18 protein-coding genes, 1 pseudogene and 1 riboswitch are annotated in these 21,364 nt (G+C 73.4%); of the genes and pseudogenes, 15 read left to right on the plus strand and 4 right to left on the minus strand.

Going from position 1 to position 21,364, the window contains the following annotated elements:
• The first annotated feature begins 5 nt into the window (after positions 1–5).
• The 3 genes from ABT095_RS27060 to ABT095_RS27070 all read left to right on the plus strand — a co-directional run bounded on the left by ABT095_RS27060 (position 6) and on the right by ABT095_RS27070 (position 2,643).
• Positions 6–245, plus strand: coding sequence for an NfeD C-terminal domain-containing protein (locus ABT095_RS27060; protein WP_350532122.1), 240 nt, complete (start codon positions 6–8; stop codon positions 243–245).
• Positions 246–258: 13 nt separating this feature from the next.
• Positions 259–1,383 (plus strand): SPFH domain-containing protein, encoded by a 1,125-nt coding sequence (locus ABT095_RS27065; protein ID WP_350532123.1) that lies wholly within the window; start codon positions 259–261, stop codon positions 1,381–1,383.
• Positions 1,384–1,512: 129 nt separating this feature from the next.
• Positions 1,513–2,643 carry an oxygenase MpaB family protein gene (locus tag ABT095_RS27070; RefSeq protein WP_350532124.1) on the plus strand — a complete coding sequence of 377 codons (1,131 nt, stop codon included), beginning with the start codon at positions 1,513–1,515 and terminating at the stop codon, positions 2,641–2,643.
• An 8-nt stretch (positions 2,644–2,651) separates the two neighbouring features.
• On the opposite strand, the gene ABT095_RS27075 is transcribed toward ABT095_RS27070, so the two are convergent.
• The 3 genes from ABT095_RS27075 to ABT095_RS27085 all read right to left on the minus strand — a co-directional run bounded on the left by ABT095_RS27075 (position 2,652) and on the right by ABT095_RS27085 (position 7,513).
• On the minus strand, positions 2,652–3,944 hold the full coding sequence (locus ABT095_RS27075) for a geranylgeranyl reductase family protein (protein WP_502885019.1): 1,293 nt from the start codon (positions 3,942–3,944) through the stop codon (positions 2,652–2,654).
• Between the two features lie 90 nt (positions 3,945–4,034).
• Positions 4,035–5,213, minus strand: a complete 1,179-nt coding sequence (locus tag ABT095_RS27080) for a cytochrome P450 family protein (RefSeq protein WP_350532141.1) — start codon at positions 5,211–5,213, stop codon at positions 4,035–4,037.
• Positions 5,214–5,284: 71 nt separating this feature from the next.
• Positions 5,285–7,513 (minus strand): MMPL family transporter, encoded by a 2,229-nt coding sequence (locus ABT095_RS27085; protein WP_350532125.1) that lies wholly within the window; start codon positions 7,511–7,513, stop codon positions 5,285–5,287.
• Positions 7,514–7,652: 139 nt separating this feature from the next.
• Between ABT095_RS27085 and ABT095_RS27090 the strand changes: the two genes are divergently transcribed.
• The 9 genes from ABT095_RS27090 to ABT095_RS27130 all read left to right on the plus strand — a co-directional run bounded on the left by ABT095_RS27090 (position 7,653) and on the right by ABT095_RS27130 (position 17,868).
• Entirely contained in the window at positions 7,653–8,315 is a 663-nt protein-coding gene (locus ABT095_RS27090; RefSeq protein ID WP_350532126.1) for a TetR/AcrR family transcriptional regulator, read from the plus strand.
• Positions 8,316–8,412: 97 nt separating this feature from the next.
• Positions 8,413–9,207, plus strand: coding sequence for a thioesterase II family protein (locus ABT095_RS27095; RefSeq protein WP_350532127.1), 795 nt, complete (start codon positions 8,413–8,415; stop codon positions 9,205–9,207).
• A 58-nt stretch (positions 9,208–9,265) separates the two neighbouring features.
• Entirely contained in the window at positions 9,266–10,717 is a 1,452-nt protein-coding gene (locus tag ABT095_RS27100) for an aminopeptidase P family protein (RefSeq protein WP_350532128.1), read from the plus strand.
• Between the two features lie 132 nt (positions 10,718–10,849).
• Positions 10,850–11,791 carry an ABC transporter ATP-binding protein gene (locus tag ABT095_RS27105; protein WP_350532129.1) on the plus strand — a complete coding sequence of 314 codons (942 nt, stop codon included), beginning with the start codon at positions 10,850–10,852 and terminating at the stop codon, positions 11,789–11,791.
• A complete protein-coding gene (locus ABT095_RS27110) occupies positions 11,788–12,636 on the plus strand; it encodes an ABC transporter permease (RefSeq protein WP_350532130.1) in 849 nt (282 codons plus the stop codon). Before ABT095_RS27105 ends, ABT095_RS27110 begins: the two co-directional genes overlap by 4 nt.
• A gap of 32 nt (positions 12,637–12,668) precedes the next feature.
• Positions 12,669–13,964, plus strand: a complete 1,296-nt coding sequence (locus ABT095_RS27115) for a sensor histidine kinase (protein WP_350532131.1) — start codon at positions 12,669–12,671, stop codon at positions 13,962–13,964.
• Positions 13,961–14,632, plus strand: a complete 672-nt coding sequence (locus ABT095_RS27120; protein WP_350532132.1) for a response regulator — start codon at positions 13,961–13,963, stop codon at positions 14,630–14,632. The genes ABT095_RS27115 and ABT095_RS27120 overlap by 4 nt, the downstream gene beginning before the upstream one ends.
• A 122-nt stretch (positions 14,633–14,754) precedes the next feature.
• Positions 14,755–14,929, plus strand: a riboswitch (M-box (ykoK) riboswitch).
• A 288-nt stretch (positions 14,930–15,217) separates the two neighbouring features.
• Positions 15,218–16,585 carry a magnesium transporter MgtE N-terminal domain-containing protein gene (locus ABT095_RS27125; RefSeq protein ID WP_350532133.1) on the plus strand — a complete coding sequence of 456 codons (1,368 nt, stop codon included), beginning with the start codon at positions 15,218–15,220 and terminating at the stop codon, positions 16,583–16,585.
• Complete coding sequence (locus ABT095_RS27130) at positions 16,582–17,868, plus strand: NRAMP family divalent metal transporter (protein ID WP_350532134.1); 1,287 nt, start codon at positions 16,582–16,584, stop codon at positions 17,866–17,868. The genes ABT095_RS27125 and ABT095_RS27130 overlap by 4 nt, the downstream gene beginning before the upstream one ends.
• 10 nt (positions 17,869–17,878) lie before the next feature.
• On the opposite strand, the gene ABT095_RS27135 is transcribed toward ABT095_RS27130, so the two are convergent.
• Positions 17,879–20,194 (minus strand): family 20 glycosylhydrolase, encoded by a 2,316-nt coding sequence (locus ABT095_RS27135; protein WP_350532135.1) that lies wholly within the window; start codon positions 20,192–20,194, stop codon positions 17,879–17,881.
• Positions 20,195–20,382: 188 nt separating this feature from the next.
• Here ABT095_RS27135 and ABT095_RS27140 point away from each other — a divergent pair.
• The 3 genes and pseudogenes from ABT095_RS27140 to ABT095_RS27145 form a co-directional block, all read left to right on the plus strand.
• A pseudogene (locus tag ABT095_RS27140) lies at positions 20,383–20,658 on the plus strand (SulP family inorganic anion transporter); the annotation flags it as partial.
• Between the two features lie 39 nt (positions 20,659–20,697).
• Entirely contained in the window at positions 20,698–20,961 is a 264-nt protein-coding gene (locus ABT095_RS38885) for a DUF8834 family protein (RefSeq protein ID WP_502885023.1), read from the plus strand.
• Positions 20,958–21,092, plus strand: coding sequence for a DUF6126 family protein (locus ABT095_RS27145; RefSeq protein ID WP_350532136.1), 135 nt, complete (start codon positions 20,958–20,960; stop codon positions 21,090–21,092). The genes ABT095_RS38885 and ABT095_RS27145 overlap by 4 nt, the downstream gene beginning before the upstream one ends.
• Positions 21,093–21,364: the final 272 nt, after the last annotated feature.

A 21,364-nucleotide genomic window follows, 5' to 3' on the forward strand; every position in this document is an offset into this window, starting at 1 on the left:
CGGCGATGGGGGTGGACGAGGCCGTGATCGGGTGCCCCGGGGTGCTGGTGATCGCGACCAGGGGAGCCGCCGGGCCCGGTGAGGTGGTGGTGCGGATCAGGGGCGGGACGGAGAGTTTCCTGGCCTGGTCCGAGGAGCCGCTGCCGGAGGGGACGTCCGTGCTGGTGATCGACTCGCGCGGTGCCCGGCAGGTCGATGTCATCGAGTGGACGGACCCCACCGGCGCCCCAGCCGGATTCCGCTGAGGAGGCAACCAGGATGTTCGGTTATCGCGTTCCCGCGCCCGACCAGGCGATGCTGATCTCCGGTGGGAGACGGGGTCTGGCGGGTGCGCCGTTCCGGGTGGTGACCGGGCACGGGACGTTCGTGCCGCCGGTCTTCCGCAAGGTCCGGTTCCTGACCCTGGCGATGTGCGAGGCGGAGGTCGCCGAGACCTGTGTGACCAAGCAGGGCATCGCGCTGACGGCGCGGGCGGTGATCGCCTTCAAGGTGGGCAACGACACCGAGAGCATCGTCAACGCCGGCCAGCGCTTCCTCTCCGACCAGGACCAGATGTCGGTGCTGACCGGGCGGATCTTCGCCGGGCACCTGCGGGCCATCATCGGCTCGATGACGGTCGAGGAGATCGTCACCGAGCGGCAGAAGCTGGCCACCGAGGTGCTCGACACCTCGAAGGCCGAGATGGCGAAGATCGGCCTGATCGTGGACTCGCTGCAGATCCAGTCGATCGACGACGGGGACACCGGCTACATCGCCGCGATGTCGGCCCCGCACCGGGCGGCCATCCAGCGCCAGGCCCAGATCGCCCAGGCGCAGGCCACTCAGGTCGCGGTGGAGGCGGAGCAGGAGTCGGCCCGCAAGCAGGCCGAGTACGCCCGGGAGACGGCGGTGGTGAAGGCGCAGTACAGCGCCGAGGTGGACCGGGCCCAGGCCCAGGCCGCCCAGGCTGGCCCGCTGGCGCAGGCGCACGCGCAGCAGGAGGTGCTGGCGGCGCAGACCGAGCTGGCGCAGCGCGCCGCCGAGCTGAGGCAGCAGCAGCTGGTCGCCGAGGTGGTGAAGCCGGCCGAGGCGGAGGCCGCGCGGATCAGGGCGCTGGCGCTGGCGGATGCGGAGCGGATGAAGATCCAGGCCGAGGCGGCGGCTTCGTACGACCGGGTCGCGCTGGACCGGATGCTGATCGACCAGCTGCCGCAGATCGTCAAGGAGGCGGCCGGCGGGCTGGCGGGTGCCAACGTCAACGTGCTCAACGGCACCGACGGCCTGGGTGAGATCGCCGCCGGGCTGGTCGGCCAGGGCATGACGATCCTGGATTCGGTCCGCCGGGGCCTGGCCGGGCCGCAGGGCCGCGTCGAACAGGAGGCGGAGCCGGAGGGCATCGAGTAGGGGCGGGTCCATCCGATCGGATGGGTTTGGCGGGTTCCCGGTTGGACCGGCGCCCGGCGTGAGCAGCCTGACGGTGTCGACCGGCCCGGCCGAGGCGCCGGCTCGCGTCGAGAGAGCGGATCAGACGTGGTGGAGTACCTCAGGCCGTCGCCGGCAGTCCTGCGCAGTGAAGGGGACCCACTGGCCGACCAAGTGGTCGTCGAGCTGCTGGACTCGGGCGAGATGGCGCATGCCAACCAGGTGCTGCACGGCCTGCGCCACAACGACCAGCTGGTGCCGGAGGACCTGCCGGCCGTCCTGCGCGCCTACCTGACCGGGACCAGGCCCGTGCCGGACTGGGTGGACGCCGAGCGCATCGCGCGGGTGCACGCGTTCTTCCGGCACGACGGGGTGCACGTCGCCTCGGCGCTGTCGCTGGGGGCGATGGTCGGGTGCTACGCGGCGCCGATGGGCGCGAAGCTGCTGCACACCACCCACCGCCTCGACCACCCGCACCGGCGGCTGTCCGAGACCACGCAGTTCCTGCTGCACATGATGGCGCCGGACCCGCTCGGGCCGCACGGGGACCTGATCCCCGCGATCCAGAAGGTCCGTCTCATCCATGCGGCGGTGCGGCAGCTGCTGATCCGCGACGGCCACTGGGACGTCGCCGAGCACGGTGTCCCGATCTGTCAGGAGGACCTGCTCGGCGCCACGTTGATCTTCTCGGTCACGGTCCTGGACGGAATGGAGCGGATGGGGATCCACTGCTCCCCGCAGGAGGCCGAGGACTACTACTACACCTGGCGGGTCGTCGGCGTGCTGCTGGGCCTGCGGCCGGACGCCGCCCCCGACACGCTGGCCGAGGCCCGGCAGGTCTGGCGGGAGATGGAGCCGCACCACCTGGGCCCGTCCGCCGAGGGCGTCGCGCTGACCGAGGCCCTGCTGGAGCTCTACCACCACATCGCACCGCCGGGGGTGCGGGGCGCGGTCCCCGCCGTGATCCGGCGGATGGTCGGCCGTCAGGTCGCCGACTGGATGGAGGTGCCGGCCAGCCGCTGGGAACACGCGGTGGCCGGGGCGGCCCACCTGGAGGAGCGGGTGAACCGGGCCGAGGAGCACCATGTCCTGGCCCGCCGGGTCCTCGACCAGGTCGGGCGCATCCTGCTCAAGGCGGAGGTCCGCCGGGTGACGCACGGACAGAGCACCGAGTTCGACATCCCGGACGCACTCTGCCCCGCCGACCCGCCCAAGCTCCCCGCACCTCGCCGCACAGGTTGAAGATCAAGCTAGCCCCTGGGGGTCAGCCTGGTCAGGGCGTTGATGACGCGGTCCGTCGGGTCGCCGGCGGTCGGCTCGGCGAGGTTGACCATCAGCTTGAAGACGAACTTCATCGCCGTCGGGCGGGCCAGGCCGTGGTCCGCCCACAGCTTCAGGACCTGGGGGTGGCCCATGACCTTGACGAAGGCGCGGCCCAGGGTGAAGTGGCCGCCGTAGGTGTCCCTGAGGGCCCGGGGGTAGGACTGCAGGGTGCGTTCGCGGCCCGTTGCCGTCCGGCGGGCGTGGGCCTGGACGGCGACCTCGGCGGCGAGGCGGCCGGACTCCAGGGCGTAGGCGATGCCCTCGCCGGTGGTCGGGCTGACCGTGCCGCCGGCGTCGCCGACCAGCAGGAGCCCGTCCGCGTAGTGGGGTCGGCGGTTGAGGGCCATCGGCAGGGCCGAGCCCCGGATCGGGGTGGTCATGTGCTCGGGCGTGAAGCCGTACTCCGCCGGTACTTCGGCGCACCAGGTGCGCAGCAGCTCGTGCCAGTCCGGCTCGGCGCCGCCGGAGGTGTCGAGCACGCCCAGGCCCACGTTGCTGGTGCCGTCGCCCATGCCGAACACCCAGGCGTAGCCGGGCAGCAGCCGGGGCTGGGCCCCGCGGCGGTCCCACAGGTCCAGCCAGGACTCCAGGTACCGGTCGTCGTGCCGGGGGCTGGTGAAGTACGTCCGGAAGGCGACGCCCATCGGGCGGTCGGTACGGCGGTGGCGGCCCATGGACACGGCCAGCCGGGTGGAGTTGCCGTCGGCGGCCACCACCAGCGGCGCGGCGAAGGAGACCGGCCGCTTCTCGGGGCCGAGTCCGGCCGTGACGCCGGTGATCCGGCCGGTGCGGTCGTCCAGTACGGGCCCGGACACGTTCGCCAGCTCGACCAGCCGGGCGCCGGCCGCCTCGGCCCGGCGGACCAGCAGTTCGTCGAAGTCGGCCCGGCGGCGGACGATCCCGAAGTCCGGGAAGGCCGCGGACTCCGGCCAGTCCAGCTCCAGCTGGGCGCGGCGGCTGACGACCCGAAGGCCCTTGGTGTGCAGCCAGCCGGCGCTCTCGGACACGTCGATGCCCATATCCGTCAGCTGCTTGACCGCCCGCGGCGTCAGCCCGTCCCCGCACACCTTCTCCCGGGGGAAGGCCGTCTTCTCGAGCAGCAGGACGTCCAGCCCCGCCCGGGCCAGGTGGTACGCCGCAGCGGAGCCCGCCGGGCCGGCGCCCACGACGATGACGTCGGCACTGCTCCCGTACGGGTCGGGCAGGTCGGTCTCGGTCACGATCGGCGCTCCCGGGGTCGGTCGGAGCGAGTCCGACACATCGCCTGACAGCACGGAAGTCTAGCGCTGAGCCCCCGTCAGCACAGTGGATCAGTACCGGACGGGGAGGGCGAGCAGCCCGCGGGCGCGCAGGGCCGGGCGGTGGCGCAGGTCGTCGGCGGGGGCGTCCAGGGCGAGGGCGGGGAAGCGCCGCAGCAGGGCGGTGAGGGCGAGTTCGGTCTCGAGGCGGGCGAGCGGGGCGCCGAGGCAGTAGTGGATGCCGTGGCCGAGGGCGAGGTGGCCGCCGGCCTCGCGCCGCAGGTCGAGCCGGTCCGGGTCGGCGAACCGGGCGGGGTCGCGGTTGGCGGAGGCGATGGCCAGCAGGACGGTCTCACCGGCGGGGACGGTGACGCCGCCGATGGTGACGTCCGCACGGGGGAATCGGCGGATCGCCAGCGGGGCCGGGCCGTCGAAGCGGGCGAACTCCTCGACGGCGCCGCTGACGAGCGACGGGTCGGCGCGCAGGGCGGCGAGCTGCTCGGGGTGGGTGAGCAGCGCGAGCACCGCGTTCGCGATCAGGTGGACGGTGTTCTCGTAGCCGGCGAAGAGGATCAGGAAGGCGAGGGAGGTGAGCTCGTCCTCGCTGAGCCGGTCGCCCTCCTCCCGGACGGCGATCAGGTCGGAGAGCAGGTCGTCGGCGGGCTCGCGGCGCTTGCGCCCGATCAGGTCGGTGAAGAAGGCGAGCATCGCGCCGACGGCGGCCTTCGCGTCCTGCGGGCAGGCCGGGTCGGGGGTGATGAGGGTGTCCGTCCAGGCCCGGAAGTCGTGCCGGTCGTCGGCGGGGACGCCGAGCAGGTCGCAGATGACGGTGATGGGCAGCGGCGCCGCGTAGGCGGTGAGCAGGTCGGCGCGGCCGAGTGGGGCCATCGCGTCCAGGAGCTGCTCGGCGACGCGCTCGACCGGGCCGCGCAGCGCGGCGATCCGGGCCGGGGTGAAGGCCTGCGAGACGAGCCGGCGGATCCGGGTGTGGTGGGGCGGGTCCAGGTTGAGCAGGTTGGCGTCGAGGGCGGGCGGCAGCCGCAGGCCCTGGTAGTTGCCGGGGGCGGCATGGGCCTTGTCGAGCGCGAGGCGGGGGTCGGCGAGGAGCCGCCGTACGTCCGCGTAGCCGGTCACCAGCCAGACCGGCAGGCCGTCCGGGCCGGTGACCCGGTGCACGGGGCCGGCGGCGCGCAGGGCGGCGTAGCCGGCGTAGGGGTCGGTGATCAGGGCCTGCACGGTCGGGTCGGAGATCGTCACATGATCACCTTATGGGCCGTCAACGCGGCTCGGGCCTCCGGCGGGTGCCGGAGGCCCGAGGGCGGTCAGCCGACGGGGGCGGGGGAGCGGGGCTCCTCGTTGGTGGGGGAGGGCAGGTAGAACTCGGTGTGGCCCTCGACGTGGAGGTGGGGCAGCCGGCGGTCCAGCCAGGCGGGGAGCCACCAGTTGCCGCGGCCGAGCAGGTGCATCACGGCCGGGACGAGCAGCAGGCGCACCAGGGTGGCGTCGATCAGGATCGCCGAGCCCATGCCGACACCGATCACCTTGATCGGGAGGTCGGGGGAGGGGACGAAGGCTGCGAACACGGCGACCATGATGGCGGCCGCCGCGGTGATCACCCGGGCGGTGCCGGCCAGGCCGCTGACGATGGACTCGGCGTTGTCGCCCGAGCGCAGCCAGGCCTCGCGCATCCGGCTGACCAGGAACACCTCGTAGTCCATCGAGAGCCCGAACAGGACGGCGAAGGTCAGCACCGGGACGAAGGCGGGCAGCGGAGTGGGGTTGTCGATGCCGATCAGCTGCCCGGCGGTGCCGCCCCGCAGGACGAGCGCGACCACACCGTACGCGGCGCCGACCGAGAGCAGGTTCATCACGGCGGCCTTGAGGGCCACGGCCAGGCTGCGGAAGGCCACGACCAGCAGCAGCATCGAGACCGTCACCACGCCGCCGACCAGCAGCGGGATGCGGCGGGCGATGTTGTCGGTGGAGTCGATCGCGGCGGCGGTCGCGCCGCCGACGTGGACCTGGACGCCGGGGCCCGCGGCGGTGGGCAGGACGTGGTCGCGCAGGTTCCGGACCAGGGTCTTGGTGGCGGTGTCCTGCGGGCCGGTGGCCGGCACGACCGTCAGCAGCAGGGAGCGGCCGTCGGCGCTGGGGGCCGGCGGGGTGACGGCGACGACGCCGGGCACCGCGCGCAGCGTGGCGGGCAGTCCGGCGGCCGCGTCCGGGCGGGTGCTGGGGGCGAGCTCGGCGACCAGGACCAGCGGGCCGTTGCTGCCCGGCCCGAAGCCGGCCGCCACCGTGTCGTACGCCTGGCGGTTGGAGCGCCCGGCCGGGTCGTTGCCCGCGTCGGGGAAGCCGAAGCGCACGCCGAGGAAGGGCGCGGCGAGCGCGAGCAGGACGACCACGCCGACGACGGCGCCGATCACCCGGTGGCGCTCGACCAGGCGGCTCCAGCGCAGCCAGCCGGAGCCCACCGTGCCTTCGGCGGCCTTGCGGCGGGGCAGCGGCAGGCGCAGCCGCTCGATGTGCCGGCCCAGGTAGCCGAGCAGGGCGGGGAAGAGCGTGGCGGAGGCGGCGAGCACGACGAGCACGGAGAGGATCGCCGAGACCGCTGCGCCGCGCATGAAGGACAGGCCCATCGCGAACAGCCCGAGCATGCTGACCACCACGGTCAGCCCGGCGACCACGACGGCGCGCCCGGCGGTGTCCAGGGCGGCGACGGTGGCGGCCTCGGAGTCCAGGCCCTCGGCGCGCCACTCGCGGTAGCGGGTGACCAGGAGCAGCGCGTAGTCGATGCCGACGCCGATGCCGAGCATCGCGGCCAGCGAGGTGGACCAGTCCGGCACCGGCATGACGGCGGCGAGGACGGGCAGCAGGGTGCTGCTGACGGCGAGTCCGCCGAGCGCGGTGAGCAGCGGCAGGCCGGCGGCCACCACGGAGCCGAAGGTGAGCACCAGGATCAGGGCGGCGGCCGCCATGCCGATGCCCTCGGAGCCGATCGCGCCCTGCTCCGCCTGCTGGACGGCCATGCCGCCGAGGCGGACCTGCAGCCCGCCGTCGGCGGCCTTGGCCAGGTCGAGCAGCCGGTGGGTGTCCTCCTTGGGCATGTCGGGGGCGCTGGTGACGTCGAGGTGGATCTGGCCCAGGGCCGTGCGGCCGTCGGGGGAGACCTTGCCGCGCGGGCCGTACGGGTCGTCGATGCCGCCGACGTGCGCGACCTGGCTCATCCGGCCGAGCAGGCTCTTGACCTGGTCGCGGGTGGCGGCGCCGGTCACACCGGAGTCGGAGTGCAGCACCAGGCTGACGGACTCGCCGCCCAGGCCCGGGAAGTCCCGGGTGAGCAGCTGCTGGGCCTGCTTGGAGTCGGAGCCGGGGGCGGTGTAGTCCGCGCTGTACTTGGCGCCGAGGCCGGCCGAGAGGCCGACGGCCACGCCGACGGCGAGCAGCCACAGCAGCACCGTGCGGCCCCGGTGGCGGAAGCTCCAGCCGGCTATTCGGCCGAGCGGCCCGGGCCGGTGCGGCCCGGTGACGGCTTGCGGTGGCTGGGGCATGAGGTCCTCCGTTACGTCGTGCGGGGCTCCGCCCCAGCAAAGCGTTACGTTCCATAACGCTGTTATGAGGCGTAACGTATCCATCGACGGGTACGGATTGTCAATGTGGTGCCGGTCGCACGGGCCGAAGGGAGACGCGATGACTGAGGTGGGCGAGGGCCGCACCCGCCGGGAGCGGCTGCGGGCCGGGACGGTGGAGGAGATCAAGCAGGCCGCCCTGGGCCTGATCGGTGAGCACGGCAGTGCGAACCTCCGCTTCACCGACATCGCCCGCAGCCTCGGGATGACCGCGCCCGCGCTGTACCGCTACTTCGCCGACCGGGACGAACTGCTGACCGCGCTGGTCGCCGACTCCTACCACAGCCTCTCGGACGAGCTCACGGCCACCCGCAGCACCCTGCCGGCCGAGGACCTGGACGGCCGGTTCCTGGCCGTCTGCACGACCTACCGCACCTGGGCGCAGCGGAACCCCGAGCGGTTCGCGCTCATCTTCGGCTCCCCGGTGCCCGGTTACGCGGCCCCCGAGGAGGGCCCGACCGTGGTGGCCGCCCGGCGGGCGATGGAGCACCTGGTCGAGCTCGTCACGGACACGGCCGAGCGCGGCCGGTTCGGCAGCGTGCCGGTGCCGGACGCCGAGGAGGCGATGCTGCTGGCCTGGGCGACGGTGCACGGCTTCGTGACCCTGGAGGCCTACGGCCACCTCGACAAGCTCGACCGGCAGGCCCGGGACAGGCTGTTCACCGTCCAGGCCCGGGTGGCCGCCCGCACCGCCGGCCTGGCTCCGGCGCCGGGGCAGGACTGAGCCGCCCGGCGGTGGGGCGCCGCGAGGGCGGCGGACCGGGCCTGAGATGCTGGACCGGACGGACCGTCACCCCGCCCAGCGCCGAGGACCAGTACCCATGACCACCGTGCCCCGCACCCCCTGGCTGCAGACCCCCGCGCCCCGGCCCGGTGCGCGGCTGCGGCTGTTCTGCCTCCCGCCGGCCGGCGCCGGCCCGAGCTTCTACCGGCGCTGGGCCAACCGGCTCCCCGCGGACGTCGAGCTGCGGGCCGTCCACCTGCCCGGCCGCGAAGCCCGGTTCAGCGAGCCGCTCCTGACGGACTACCCTTCGGCGCTGGCCGAGCTGTACGCGGCGATGCGGCCCGAACTCGACCGGCCCTACGCGCTGTTCGGGCACAGCATGGGCGCGCTGTTCGCCCACGGCCTCGCGCTCACGGCGGCCCGGCTCGGCGAGCGCGGCCCCGAGCAGCTGCTGCTGAGCGGCTGCGGCGGCCCCGGCACCGAACCGCCGAAGCCCGGCAGGGCCGGCTGGAGCGACGAGGAGTTCGTGGCGGACCTGCGCACGATGGGCGGCACCTCCGAGGAAGTCCTCGCCAACCCGGAGCTGCTCGAGCTCCTCCTGCCCGTGCTGCGTGCCGACTTCACGCTCTGCGACTCCTACCTCGCGGAGCCGCCCAGTGGCCCGCTGCTGCACTGCCCGCTCACCCTCCTCGGCGGGGAGGAGGACCACTACAGCGCCGAGGACATCGCCCGCTGGACGGTGGTGACCGCCGGAGCGAGCACCCAGCACGCCTTCCCCGGCGGCCACTTCTACCTGGCCGGCGAGTCCGCCGACGCCGCCCTGGACACTGTGGCCGCCGCGCTGGCCGGACCGGCGGAACCGGTGCTTGGCACCGGAGTGCTCGCCAAGTAGCCTGCCGGGGCCGTCGATTGATCATCCGTCAGCCGACCGAGTCGTCCAGGAGGCGGTTTTGGCCGAGCACGTGTCCCCCGAAGTGCCCGCCGGTGAGCGCAAGGCCCGGAAGAACGGCCTGATCGCGGGCGTGAGCGAGGAGCTCGCCGCGAACATGGCGCAGGGGTGGGCCGACACCGAGCAGTACGACCTGGAGCCGCTCCCGCAGGCCGCGCACACGGCCCGCCGCCGGGCCGCGCTCTCCGCGCGCTTCCCCGGCGAGTGGCTGGTGGTCCCGGCCGGCCGGTCGAAGGTGCGCGCCAACGACATCCCGTACCCCTTCCGCGCCTCCTCGGACTACGCCTACCTGACGGGCGACCAGTCCGAGGAGGCCGTGCTGGTGCTGGAGCCGGCGGCAGCGGGCCACCGGGCCAGTGCCCACCTGCTGCCCCGGTCCGACCGCGGCAACGGCGAGTTCTGGCGGGACCAGCGCGGCGAGCTCTGGGACGGCCGGCGCAACACCCTCGCCGAGAGCGAGCAGCTCCTCGGCCTGCCCTGCCACGACGTCCGCTCCGTGCTGGAGCACCTGGGCCGGGTGGCGGGCCCGGTCCGCCTGCTGCGCGGCTACGACCCCGAGGTCGAGGCGGTGCTGAGCGGGCGGGTGACCGCCGAGGGCGACGAGGAGTTCCGCGTCTTCCTCTCCGAACTGCGCCTGGTCAAGGACGAGTTCGAGATAGCGGAGCTGCGCTTCGCCTGCGCGGCCACCGCCCGCGGCTTCGAGGACGTGGTGCGGGTGCTCGGCACGGACACACCGACGCCCGAGCGGCGGATCGAGGGCACCTTCTGGACCAGGGCCAGGATCGAGGGCAACGACTCCGGCTACCCCTCCGTGTGCGCCGCCGGGCCGCACGCCACCACCCTGCACTGGGTCCGCAACGACGGCCAGGCCCGCCCGGGCGACCTGCTGCTGCTCGACGCCGGGGTGGAGACCAAGCACCTCTACACCGCCGACATCACCCGCACCCTCCCGGTCAGCGGCCGCTTCACCCCCGTGCAGCGCAAGGTGTACGAGGCCGTGCTCGCCGCCCAGGAGGCCGGCATCGCCGCCGTGAAGCCCGGCGCCGCCTTCCGGGACTTCCACCTGGCCGCCCAGCGCACCCTCGCCGAACACCTGGCCGCCTGGGGCCTGCTCGGCGACCGCCCGGTGGAGGAGGCCTTCGAACTCGGCCTGCACCGCCGCTGGACCCTCTCCGGCACCGGCCACATGCTCGGCCTGGACGTCCACGACTGTGCGGTGGCCCGCACCGAGGCGTACGTGGACGGCACCCTGGAGCCCGGCATGGTGCTCACCGTCGAGCCCGGCCTGTACTTCCAGCCGGACGACCTGACCGTGCCCGAGGAGTACCGCGGCATCGGGGTGCGGATCGAGGACGACATCCTGGTCACCGCCGACGGCCGTGAGAACCTCTCCGCCGCCCTGCCCCGCTCGCCGGACGCCGTCGAGGCCTGGCTCGCGCGACTGCGCGGCTGAACCCGCCCGTGGTACCCGGGTACTACCCGCCCCGGGATGATCCGCCCCGGGTACCACGGATCGCGCCGCCGGCCTCCCTAGCGTGGAGGCACCGGCCGCCGCGCAGGCGGCCCACGAGCGTGAGGGTGAGCGATGATCGAGGCACACCAGTTGACCAAGCGGTACGGGGAGAAGACCGCCGTCGACCGGCTGGACTTCACCGTGAAGCCGGGCACGGTCACCGGCTTCCTCGGGCCCAACGGGGCGGGCAAGTCCACCACCATGCGGATGATCGTCGGCCTGGACGCGCCCACCAGCGGCTCGGTGCGGGTCAACGGCCGCCGCTACGCCGAGCACGCCGCCCCGCTGCAGGAGGTCGGCGCGCTGCTCGAGGCCAGGTCGATCCACCCCGGCCGCACCGCGTTCAACCACCTGCTCGCCCAGGCGCACACCCACGGCATCCCGCGCCGCCGGGTCGAGGAGGTCATCGAGCTCACCGGCCTCCAGTCGGTGGCGAAGAAGCGCGCCGGGGCGTTCTCGCTCGGCATGGGACAGCGGCTCGGCATCGCGGCCGCCCTGCTCGGCGACCCGGCCACCGTGATGCTGGACGAGCCCGTCAACGGTCTCGACCCCGAGGGCGTGCTCTGGATCCGCAACCTGCTCACCTCGCTCGCGGCCGAGGGGCGGACCGTCTTCGTCTCCTCGCACCTGATGAGCGAGGTCGCCCTCGTCGCGGACCATCTGATCATCGTCGGCCGGGGCCGTCTGCTCGCCGACACCACCGTCCAGGAGCTGGTCCGCCAGGCGGGCGGCGACATCGTCAAGGTCGTCAGCGCCGACCCGGCCAAGCTGCGCTCCGTGCTGGCCGGCACTGGGGTGGAGATCACCGGCCGCTCCGGCTCCGAGGAGCTGCTGGTCACGGGTCGCACCGCCCGCGAGATCGGCACGGCCGCCGCCGAGCACGGCATCGCGCTGTACGAGCTCAGCCCCCGCACCGTCTCCCTGGAGGAGGCGTTCATGGACCTGACCCGCGACGCCGTCGAGTACCACGGCACCACCACCGCCCCCGCCGAGACCCTGAGGAGCGCGGCATGAGCACCCTCGCACCGAGCCCGGCCGCCCCGGCCGCCGACGCCCGCCCCGCGCGCCCCGCGTACAAGGTCACCGCCGCACGGGTGGTGCGCTCGGAGTGGGCCAAGCTGTGGTCGCTGCGCTCGACCTGGATCACCCTGGGCCTGGCCCTGGTCTTCCTGATCGCGTTCGGCCTGATCGCCGCCGCCCAGTTCAAGTCCCGGCTCGACTCCGGGCGGCACATGGACCGGGACTTCGCCGACGCCAGCACCCTGAGCCTCTCGCTGTTCGGCACCAACTTCGCCCAGCTCGCGCTCGGCGTGCTCGGGGTGCTGATCGCCGCCGGGGAGTACTCCACCGGCATGATCCGCTCGACCCTGGCCGCCGTGCCGCGCCGCCTGCCGGTGCTGTGGGCCAAGGCGGGCGTGTACGCCGTGATCGCGCTGGTGCTGGCCACCGTCGGGGTGTTCGCCGCCTTCCTCACCGACACCGGCATCCTGGCCGGTACCCGGGCGGCGATGACCCTCTCCAGCGCCGGTGCGGTGCGCGGGCTGTTCGGGGCGAGCGTCTACCTGGCGCTGGTCGGGGTGATCGGCGTCGCGCTCGGCGCGCTGCTGCGCTCGGTGGCCGGCGGCATCTCCGTCCTGGTGGCCTCGCTGATGCTGGTGCCGGGCCTGGTCTCGCTGCTGCCCACCGACTGGCAGAGCCACCTCAGCCCCTACCTGCCCAGCCATGCGGGGGAGGCGATGTTCGCCCTGCACCACGACACCACCACGCTCTCGCCCACCGCCGGGCTGCTGGTCTTCCTGGCCTGGACGGTGCTCGCCCTGGCCGGGGCGGCCGTGCGCCTGGTGCGCTCGGACGTCTGAGAGACTCGCAGTCCATTCCCCTCCTACGGCAGGTGACGACCGTGAGCCACCCTTCCGCGTCGTCCTCCGGCGACCTGCTCGGGCGGCTGGCCCTCCTCGGCCAGCGCGTCCGGCAGGCGGACCGGGCCCGGCCGTGGCTGCTGGACGCTGCCGTGGTGGCCGTGGTCGTCCTGCTGTTCTGCCTGCCGGACCTCCTCCACGGCGGGGTGGAGGGCTCGCGCGAGCACCGGCTGCACTTCACCCGGCTGCCGCTCGGCGCGACGGCGGCCCTGCAGGCCGGGCTGGTGCTGCCGCTGCTGTGGCGCCGGCGCCTGCCCACGGCGGCGTTCGCCGCCGTGATGACCGTCTTCGTCCTCCAGTGGTCCTTGGGCGCCGCGCTGCGGGCCGACGTCGCGCTGCTGGTCGCCCTCTACAGCCTGGCCCTGCACGGCAGGCTGCGGCAGCTGGCCTGGGCGTGCGCGGCGATGACCGCCGCGACCGGGCTGGTGGCCGCCGAGGTGGCCGGCGGACTTCCGGTCGGCGACGCGCTGTTCTTCCTGTTCAGCGCGGCCACGGCGGCCGTCGCCCTCGGCATCGCGGTGCGGATCCGGCGCGCCCAGCTGGCCGGGCTGCGCGAGCGGGCGGCCCGGCTGGAGATCGAGCGGGACCAGCGCAGCCGGCTGGCCGCCGTCACCGAGCGGACCAGGATCGCCCGGGAGATGCACGACATCGTCGGCCACAACCTGTCCGTCATCGTCACCCTCGCCGACGGCGGCGCGTACGCGGCCCGCAGCTCCCCCGAGCGCGGCCGCGAGGCGCTGCTGCTGATCGGTGACACCAGCCGCCAGGCGCTCGGGGAGCTGCGGCGGGTGCTGGGCGTACTGCGCGACCAGGGCGAGGCCGCCGCCGAGTTCACCCCGCAGCCGGGCATCACCGACCTGGACGGGCTCTGCGCCCGGATCCGGGCCGCCGGGCCGCAGGTGGTCTACTCGGTGTCCGGAGATCTCGACGGACTGGACCGGGGCGTCGGACTGATGGCCTACCGGATCGTCCAGGAGTCGCTGACCAACACCCTCAAGCACGCCGGCCCCGACACCCGGGCGCACGTCTCGCTCAGCTCCGAGGGCGCCCGGCTGCGCGTACTGGTCCGCGACAGCGGCCCGCCGGCCGGTGGAGCCGCGCCCGCGCCGCCGGACCGCGAGGGCCACGGCCTGTCGGGCATCCGGGAGCGCGCCGCCCTCTACGGCGGCACCGTCACCGCGGGCCCGGCGCCCGGCGGCGGCTGGACGGTGGAGGCCGTGCTCGACCTGAGGACCGACACCGCCGATCTGACAGGGGGACCGGCGTGACCACCGTGCTGATCGTCGACGACCAGCCGCTCCAGCGCTACGGCTTCCGCATGCTGCTCGAGAGCCAGCCCGACACCGAGGTGGTCGGCGAGGCCGCCCACGGCGCCGAGGCCGTGCGGCTGGCCGCGGACCTGCGGCCGGACGTGGTGCTGATGGACATCCGGATGCCCGGCATGGACGGCATCGAGGCCACCCGCCGGATCGTCACCACCGGCGGCCGGTCCCGGATCCTGGTGCTGACCACCTTCGACCTGGACGAGTACGCCCACTCCGCGCTGCGGGCCGGGGCCAGCGGCTTCCTGCTCAAGGACGCCCACCCGGAGGAGCTCCTGTCCGGCATCCGCGCGGTGGCCGGCGGGGACGCCGTGGTCGCCCCCGCCGTCACCCGGCGCCTGCTCGACGCGTACGCCCACCACCTGCCCGTGCGCACCCCCGTCGCGGCCCAGGACAGCAGGCTGGGCGCCCTCACCGAGCGCGAGCACGAGATCCTGGTCGCCGTCGCCCGGGGCTGGAGCAACAGCGAGATCGCCGAGCGGCTCGTCCTCGCGGAGTCCACCGTGAAGACCCACGTCGGCCGGGTGCTGGCCAAGATCGGCGCCCGGGACCGGGTACAGGCCGTGATCTTCGCCTACGACCGCGGCCTGGCCCGCCCCAACCCGCCCGCCTGACCGGCCCGGTGGCCGACCCGCCTGACCGGCCGGTGGCCGGGCAGCCCGGTGGCGGCCGGTCAAGCTCGGGTCAAGGATTGGGTTTCCGGCGTCCGGTGGGACTATCCTTGGACAGGTTTGAACAGACACCTCGTTCGGTGAGGCGTCTTCACGGACACAGGCCACTGATCCCACCCGTCGAGAGACGCTCCGGATCAGGACAGGTCTCCCCGACCTAAGGGGTGACCCCAAGTGGCTTCCCGCCCCCGGGCGGGACACGCCGTGGAGTGCCAAAGCTCTGACGAGTTGGGGTGTACCGGGTGTCTCCCGGTTCCCCTTGCCGTGCCGCCGCGACGACGATCGCGGCCGTGACCGGGAGGAGGCGAGATGGACAGTAGTCCGGGCCATAGTCGGCCCTTCCCCGTGTTGTCCTCGCCGTCCTTCCCCGGCCCCGGGCAGCTCCTCCTCCCCTGAGACGCACCACCCGCGGCACTCCTGCCTGCCCGGTGGGCCGCGTCGGCGTGCCCGCACGCCCCAGGGCCGGCGCAGCTGTGCCCGGCGGCCGCCTGCCGCCTCGCTCCCGCCGAGGCATAGGGGGTGTTCACCGTGGTTGCCACCGCTCTGTTCATGTCCACCACGGCCCGGCTGCGCGACCGCAAGGTCGAGACCGCCCGCCGTGCCACCGCCACCCGTACCGTCCGCGCCTCACTGGTCTCGCTGGCCGGGCTGATCGCCGGCCCGGTCACCAACCCGGCCGGCGAGGAGGTCGGCCGGGTCGTCGACGTGGTCGCCCGGCTGTACGGGCCCGAGCCGTACCCGCCGGTCACCGGCCTGATCATCCGGATCGGGCGCCGCCGCACCTTCCTGCCCGCCACCGCCGTCGGCAAGGTGCACGACGGCCAGGTGCGCCTGAGCACCGCCCGGGTGGACCTGCGCGACTACGCGCGCCGCCCCGGCGAGGTGCTGCTGGCCCGTGAGGTGATGGACCATCAACTCGTCGACGTGGACGGCATCCAGGTCACCCGTGCCGCCGACCTCTACCTGGCTCCGCTGCCGGACCGCACCGTGCTGGTCGGTGTGGACGTCTCCCTGGCGACCCTGCTCCGCCGGCTCGGCCCGCGCCGCTGGCAGGCCCGCCCCACCCCCGAGCGGGTGCTCGACTGGCAGTCCGTCGCGCCCTTCGGCGAGCAGGCCACCCACGGCCCCGCCGAGGTGCGGCTGCGCGCCTCCCGCTCCGCCCTGCACCAGCTGCGCCCGGCCGACCTCGCGGACATCCTGGAGGACCTCGGCCGGCACGAGCGCCAGCAGCTGCTCGGCTGGCTCGAGCCGGAGCAGGCCGCCGACGCGCTGGAGGAGATGGAGCCCGCCGAGCTGGAGAACCTGCTGCGCGAGGCCCCGCCCGAGCACGCCGCCCGGCTGCTCGACGAGATGGAGCCGGACGAGGCGGCCGACGCGCTGCGCGACCTGCGCGTGGGCGAGCGCGAATCCCTGCTCGAGCGGATGCCGGACGGCGAGGCGGCCGAGCTGCGCTCCCTGCTCACCCACCGCGAGGGCACGGCCGGTGGCGCGATGACCACCCTGGTGGTCACCGCGCACCCCGCGCAGACCATCGCCGAGGTACGGGCGGAGCTGGCCGCGCAGGCCGAGCACCGGACCGAGATCGACGCCGTCGCCGTGCTGGACGAAGAGGGCCGCCTGCTCGGCGACCTCCCGCTGTTCGACCTGACCGTCGCCGAGGACACCGCGGTCGTGGGGGATCTCCTGGACTGGCTGGGGCAGTTCGGCCCGCCGGTGACCGTGCACCCCGACACCAGGCTGGCCGAGGCCGCCGACCGGCTGGTGGCCGCCCGGGCCACCTCGCTGCTGGTGGCCGACGACACCGGGCGCCCGCTCGGACGAGTCCTGGCCGACGACATCCTCGACGCCCTGCTGCCCGAGCGCGGGCGCCTGCACTTCCGGAGGCTCCTCAAGTGACCACCGACCTCGACACCGCGGCCGCGCCTGTGGCCGTTCCGGCCCGCCGTCGGGGCTGGCGCCGGATCGCCGCCGTGGCCATGGTGGCCGGCCCCGGCCTGGTCGCCGCGAACGCCGGCAACGACGCCGCGGGCATCGCCACCTACGCCTCGGCCGGCTCGCAGTTCACCTACGGCACGCTGTTCTTCATGGTGCTGGTCACCGTCGCCCTGGTGATGGTGCAGGAGATGGCCGTGCGGCTCGGCGCCCACACCGGCAAGGGCCTCGGCGCGCTGATCCGCGAGCAGTTCAGCCTCCGGCTGACCGCGCTCGCCGTGTTCTGCCTGGGGCTGGCCAACACCGGACTGGTCGTCAGCGAGTTCGCCGGGATCGGCGCGGCCTTCGAGCTCCTCGGGGTGCCGAAGTGGGCGGTCATCCCGCCGGCCGCCGTGCTGCTCTGGTCCCTGGTGCTGTTCGGCTCCTACAAGTGGGCCGAGCGGATCTTCCTGATCATGTCGCTGGCGTTCTTCGCCTACCCGGTCGCGATGGTCCTCGGCCGGCCCGACTGGGGCCAGGTCGGCGAGCACCTGGCCGTACCGCACATCGAGCCGAGCAAGGACTTCGTCCTGCTGGCCGTGGCCCTGATCGGCACCACCGTCAGCCCGTACATGCAGTTCTACGCCGCCGCCGGGGTGGTCGACCGGGGGGCCAAGCCGGAGGACTACAAGCTGATCCGGGCCGACGCCGTGCTCGGCGCGGTGTTCGCCTGCGTGATCAGCCTGACCATCATCATCGCCACCGCCTCGGCGATCGGCGGCTCGGGCCCGCTGGAGTCCGCCGCCCAGGCCGCCGAGGCGCTCAAGCCCGTCGCCGGGCACGGCGCCGAGCTGCTGTTCGCCTTCGGCCTGATCGGCGCCTCCGCGCTGGCCGGAGCCGTCGTGCCGCTCTCGGCCAGCTACGCCGTCGGCGAGGCCGCCGGGGTGGAGCGCTCGGTCTCGCGGAGCTTCCGCGACGCCCCGCTCTTCCTCGGGGTGTTCACCGCGCAGATCGCGCTGGGCGCGATCGTCGCCCTCACACCGGTGGACGTGATCCAGCTGCTGATCGGCACTCAGGTGCTGCAGGGCCTGATCAGCCCGATCGTGCTGGTCTACCTGCTGGTCCTCACCAACCGCCGGGCCGTGCTCGGCGACGCCGCCAACGGCCCGCGCTACCGCATGGCGGCCACCGCCGTGGTGATCGGGGTGGCCGCCATGTCCACCATCCTGCTGGTGCAGACGGTGCTCGGCTGGTTCGGGATCGGCTGAGCCGGTCGGCTCAGCTCAGCTGCCAGTGCTGGAGGGCGGATCCGTTGTCGGGCTGCTGGGTGACCAGGGCGCCGTCGGTGGTGGCGGCGGTGGTGAGGAGCAGGCCGCTCTTCTTGGAGGCGATGGTGTACCCGCCGCCGCTTCCGGTGAGTGGGGTGAGGGTCCAGTGCTGGTTGTCGGCGCCGGTGCAGGTCCACTGGATGACGGCGGCGCCGGCGGTGGTGGAGCCGCCGGTGACGTCGGCGCAGAGGTGGGAGGCTCCGTCGACCATGGTGTAGGTGCCGTCGGGGTTCGGGGTCAGCTGCCACTGCTGGTTGGGGCCGCCGTGGGTGGTCCAGGTGATGAGCTGGGTGCCGGTGGTGGTGGAGCTGGCGGGGTCGTCCAGGGCGGTGGCGCCGGTGGCGATCACGTGGGTGCCGGCCAGGCCGCCGGGGGCGTAGGCCTCGAGTTCGTAGAGCGAGTAGCCGTAGGTGGTGCCCCGCTGGGTGGCGTACAGGCGGAGGTAGCGGCCGGAGCCGGTGAGGCCGGTGATGTCCTGGGTGCCGCCGGTGCCGGTGGTGGTGGAGTAGACGGTGCGCCAGGTGGTGGCGTCGTCGGAGAGCTGGAGCTGGAAGGCCTTGCCATAGGCGGCCTCCCAGCGCAGCACGACCCTGCCGACAGCCTGGGCGGAGCCGAGGTCGACCTGCAGCCACTGCGGGTCGCTGTAGGCGCTGGACCAGCGGGAGGCGCCGTCGCCGTCCGTGGCTGCGGTGGCGGGGAAGTTGGGCGTCTCGGTGCTGGAGGCGGTGGTGGGGTGGTGCAGGGCGAGGTTGCCGGGCTGGGAGAGCCCGGGCCAGGCGGGGTTGTGGCCGACGGCGGTGACGATCGGGGTGAAACCGGCGTACGTGGCGGCCGGCTTGGGGGAGCCCCAGGTCTGCTGGGCGAGGCCGCGCAGCGGGTACATGAGGCCGACGGCGATCTGGTCCTCGGTCTCGGCGGTCGGGTTGTCGCACCAGACGTGGATGAGTGAACCGAGGTTCTTCGTTCCGTCGCTGAGGGTGTTGGAGCCCTGGAAGAGGTCAGGCGTCCAAGTCTCGTACATCCACTGGGTGTCGGGCTTGGCGCCGCCGAGCACGTAGTAGGTCGGGGTCCAGGACTCGTTGGCGACGACATGCCCGGCGTTCACCAACTGCTGAGGCGTGAGGCCGTAGTTGTACCAGTACTCGACGGTGATGTCGGCGTTCGGGGTGACGGTGCCGTCGCCGGATTTGATGCCGTCGTTCCACATCCGCGTGGTCTTGCCGGCGGCTCGGACGATGGCGTCGGACCAGTTGACGAAGCCGTAGTAGGTGTCCTTGGCGGTGGCGCTCGCGCCGTAGTGGGCGCGGGCGTAGGTGAGCAGCTGGGGGTACTGGGTGTAGTCCGTGACGTACTCGTCGGCGCCGATGTGCCAGTAGGAGGCGGGGAAGAGCGGCAGGTACTCGGTGATCAGGTCCTTGATCAGGGTGTAGGAGCCGGGGAGCGAGAGGTCGATGAACTCGTCGCTGACGGTGCCGGTGCTGTTCTTGAGCTTGAGCTCGGGGTGGGCGGCGAGGATGGCGTTCATGTGCCCGGGGGTGTCGATCTCGGGGACGATGGTGACGTGGTACTTCTGGCCGAGGGCGACCAGGTCGGCGATGTCCTGCTTGGTGTAGTGGTCGGTGGAGACGATCTCGGGGTGGGTGGAGCTCTCCAGGCGGAAGCCGAAGGTGTCGGAAAGGTGGAAGTGGAAGTAGTTGAGCTTGAGGTAGGCCAGCTCCTTGATGTGCTGCTTGACCCAGGTGACGGTGAAGAACTTCCGGCCCTGATCGATCATCAGGCCGCGCTCGGCCTTGGTGGGCCAGTCCACCGCGGTTCCGGCGGTGATGGTCGGGGACTGGTGGAGCAGTTGGAGGATGGTCCGGGTGCCGTAGAAGGCGCCGGTGTCGGTGCCGGCCTGCACGGTGATGGACGGGCCGACGGTCATCCGGTAGCCCTCGGCGGGCAGTGAGGCGTCGCCGAGGGTGAGGGCGATGTCGCCGGCGGCCGCCGTGCCGGTGACCACCTGGACGGTGCGGCCCTCGAGGGCGCTGAGGTCGTCGGCGAACGTGGCTGCCTCGTCGGCGAGTTGGGTGCTGTAGGCCGGGTCTACGGCTATTCGCGTGCCGGCGGTGAAGGTGAACGTGCCGGTGCCGGGGGTCCATTGGCGCAGGGCCGGGACGGTCTGGGGCGGTGGGGTGGCGGCGGTGGCCGGGCCGGCGGCCGCGGCGGGCAGGGTGAGGCCGGCGGCGGTGCAGGCCGCGGCGACCAGGAGCCGGAGCAGACGCAAGGGGTCTCCCTGGGGCGGGTGGTCGGAGCAGAGGGGCGATCCGGATCGGGACAGCGGAGGGTGGCGCGCAGGAGGATGTACTGCGCATGCCACTGGTGTGGACCAGTGGTTGTCCTGCTCGATAGTGACGGCGTCTGCGCGTTGGTGCAAGATGCCGGTGACTTCCGCTCAAGAATGCCAATCTCGACCTGGTTGCCGGTCTCACCGCGGCGGTCGTGGCGCTCGCCGCGTTCTTCGGCGGTTCGAACCTCCAGGTCTCCGGCCCGTCCGGGGCCATGACGGTGGTGCTGGTGCCGATCGTGCACCGGTACGGCACCAGCTGCGTGCTGACGGTCGGTCTGCTCGCCGGGGTGCTGCTGATAGCCGCCGCCCTTGGCGGGATCGGGCGCTTCATGGCATGCGTACCAGCGCCGGTGGTGGAGGGTTTCACCGTCGCTCGCCGAGCAGGGCCGGGTCTGCCCGAGCGCGCCCGAGGTCATCGGTTACGCGACGGCGGACTTGTCGTGATCGCCGCGCCGGCCGGCGGTCTCGCAGGTCGTCCTGCTGCCCCGGCCCGGCTACTGACCCCGCTCCGGAAAGAAGAGGTCCGCTTGCGTCTCGACATCACTGCCTACGACGACCACGGCACAGCCGTCCCGGCCCGTACGGTCGACCTCGCCGCCTTGCGCGAGGTCCTCGACCACGCCGCTACCACGGGCCTGCGCCTGCACATCCGCCCTCGCCCCCGACCTCGTGCGGTCGGGCCGGACAGGAACCCTCGCCCATGAGCGGCGCAATCGACGACGAGAAGGCCAAGCGCAAGCAGGCCTGGACCAGGGCCGCGATCTACATCGCCGGTACGCACTTCTTCGCGTTCTTCGTGATCCTGCTCTTCTACGTCGGCGGCCACCGCCACTGAGCGTTCCGCGCCCCGGGGCGGCCGCGGCGCACGGCCTGCTGTCCACACATCCACTGGAGCCCGCACAAGATGACTTAGGAGTTGCTAACATTGGCAACTGCGAAGTTCGAAAGGAGCTGGAAGTGCGTATCTCATCGGATCGCACGTGCGCGGCGGAGCTCGACCCGCCGGCGCCCCGGGGTGCCGTGTGTCACCCCGGGCGACGGCGGCGCCGCCGGTCCGAGTACTCCCCGCTCCTTGTGGCCCGCGACGGTCGCGCGGGCCGGCTTCGC

Origin of the sequence: Kitasatospora sp. NPDC002227 (assembly GCF_040296285.1) — a bacterium.
Classification (GTDB): Bacteria; Actinomycetota; Actinomycetes; order Streptomycetales; family Streptomycetaceae; genus Kitasatospora.

Coding starts and splice junctions, on each gene's coding strand:
- ABT095_RS27060 (WP_350532122.1), top strand. CDS start 6: ATGGGGGTGGACGAGGCCGTGATCGGGTGCCCCGGGGTGCTGGTGATC.
- ABT095_RS27065 (WP_350532123.1), top strand. CDS start 259: ATGTTCGGTTATCGCGTTCCCGCGCCCGACCAGGCGATGCTGATCTCC.
- ABT095_RS27085 (WP_350532125.1), bottom strand. CDS start 7,513: ATGCCCCAGCCACCGCAAGCCGTCACCGGGCCGCACCGGCCCGGGCCG.
- ABT095_RS27090 (WP_350532126.1), top strand. CDS start 7,653: ATGACTGAGGTGGGCGAGGGCCGCACCCGCCGGGAGCGGCTGCGGGCC.
- ABT095_RS27095 (WP_350532127.1), top strand. CDS start 8,413: ATGACCACCGTGCCCCGCACCCCCTGGCTGCAGACCCCCGCGCCCCGG.
- ABT095_RS27105 (WP_350532129.1), top strand. CDS start 10,850: ATGATCGAGGCACACCAGTTGACCAAGCGGTACGGGGAGAAGACCGCC.
- ABT095_RS27110 (WP_350532130.1), top strand. CDS start 11,788: ATGAGCACCCTCGCACCGAGCCCGGCCGCCCCGGCCGCCGACGCCCGC.
- ABT095_RS27145 (WP_350532136.1), top strand. CDS start 20,958: ATGAGCGGCGCAATCGACGACGAGAAGGCCAAGCGCAAGCAGGCCTGG.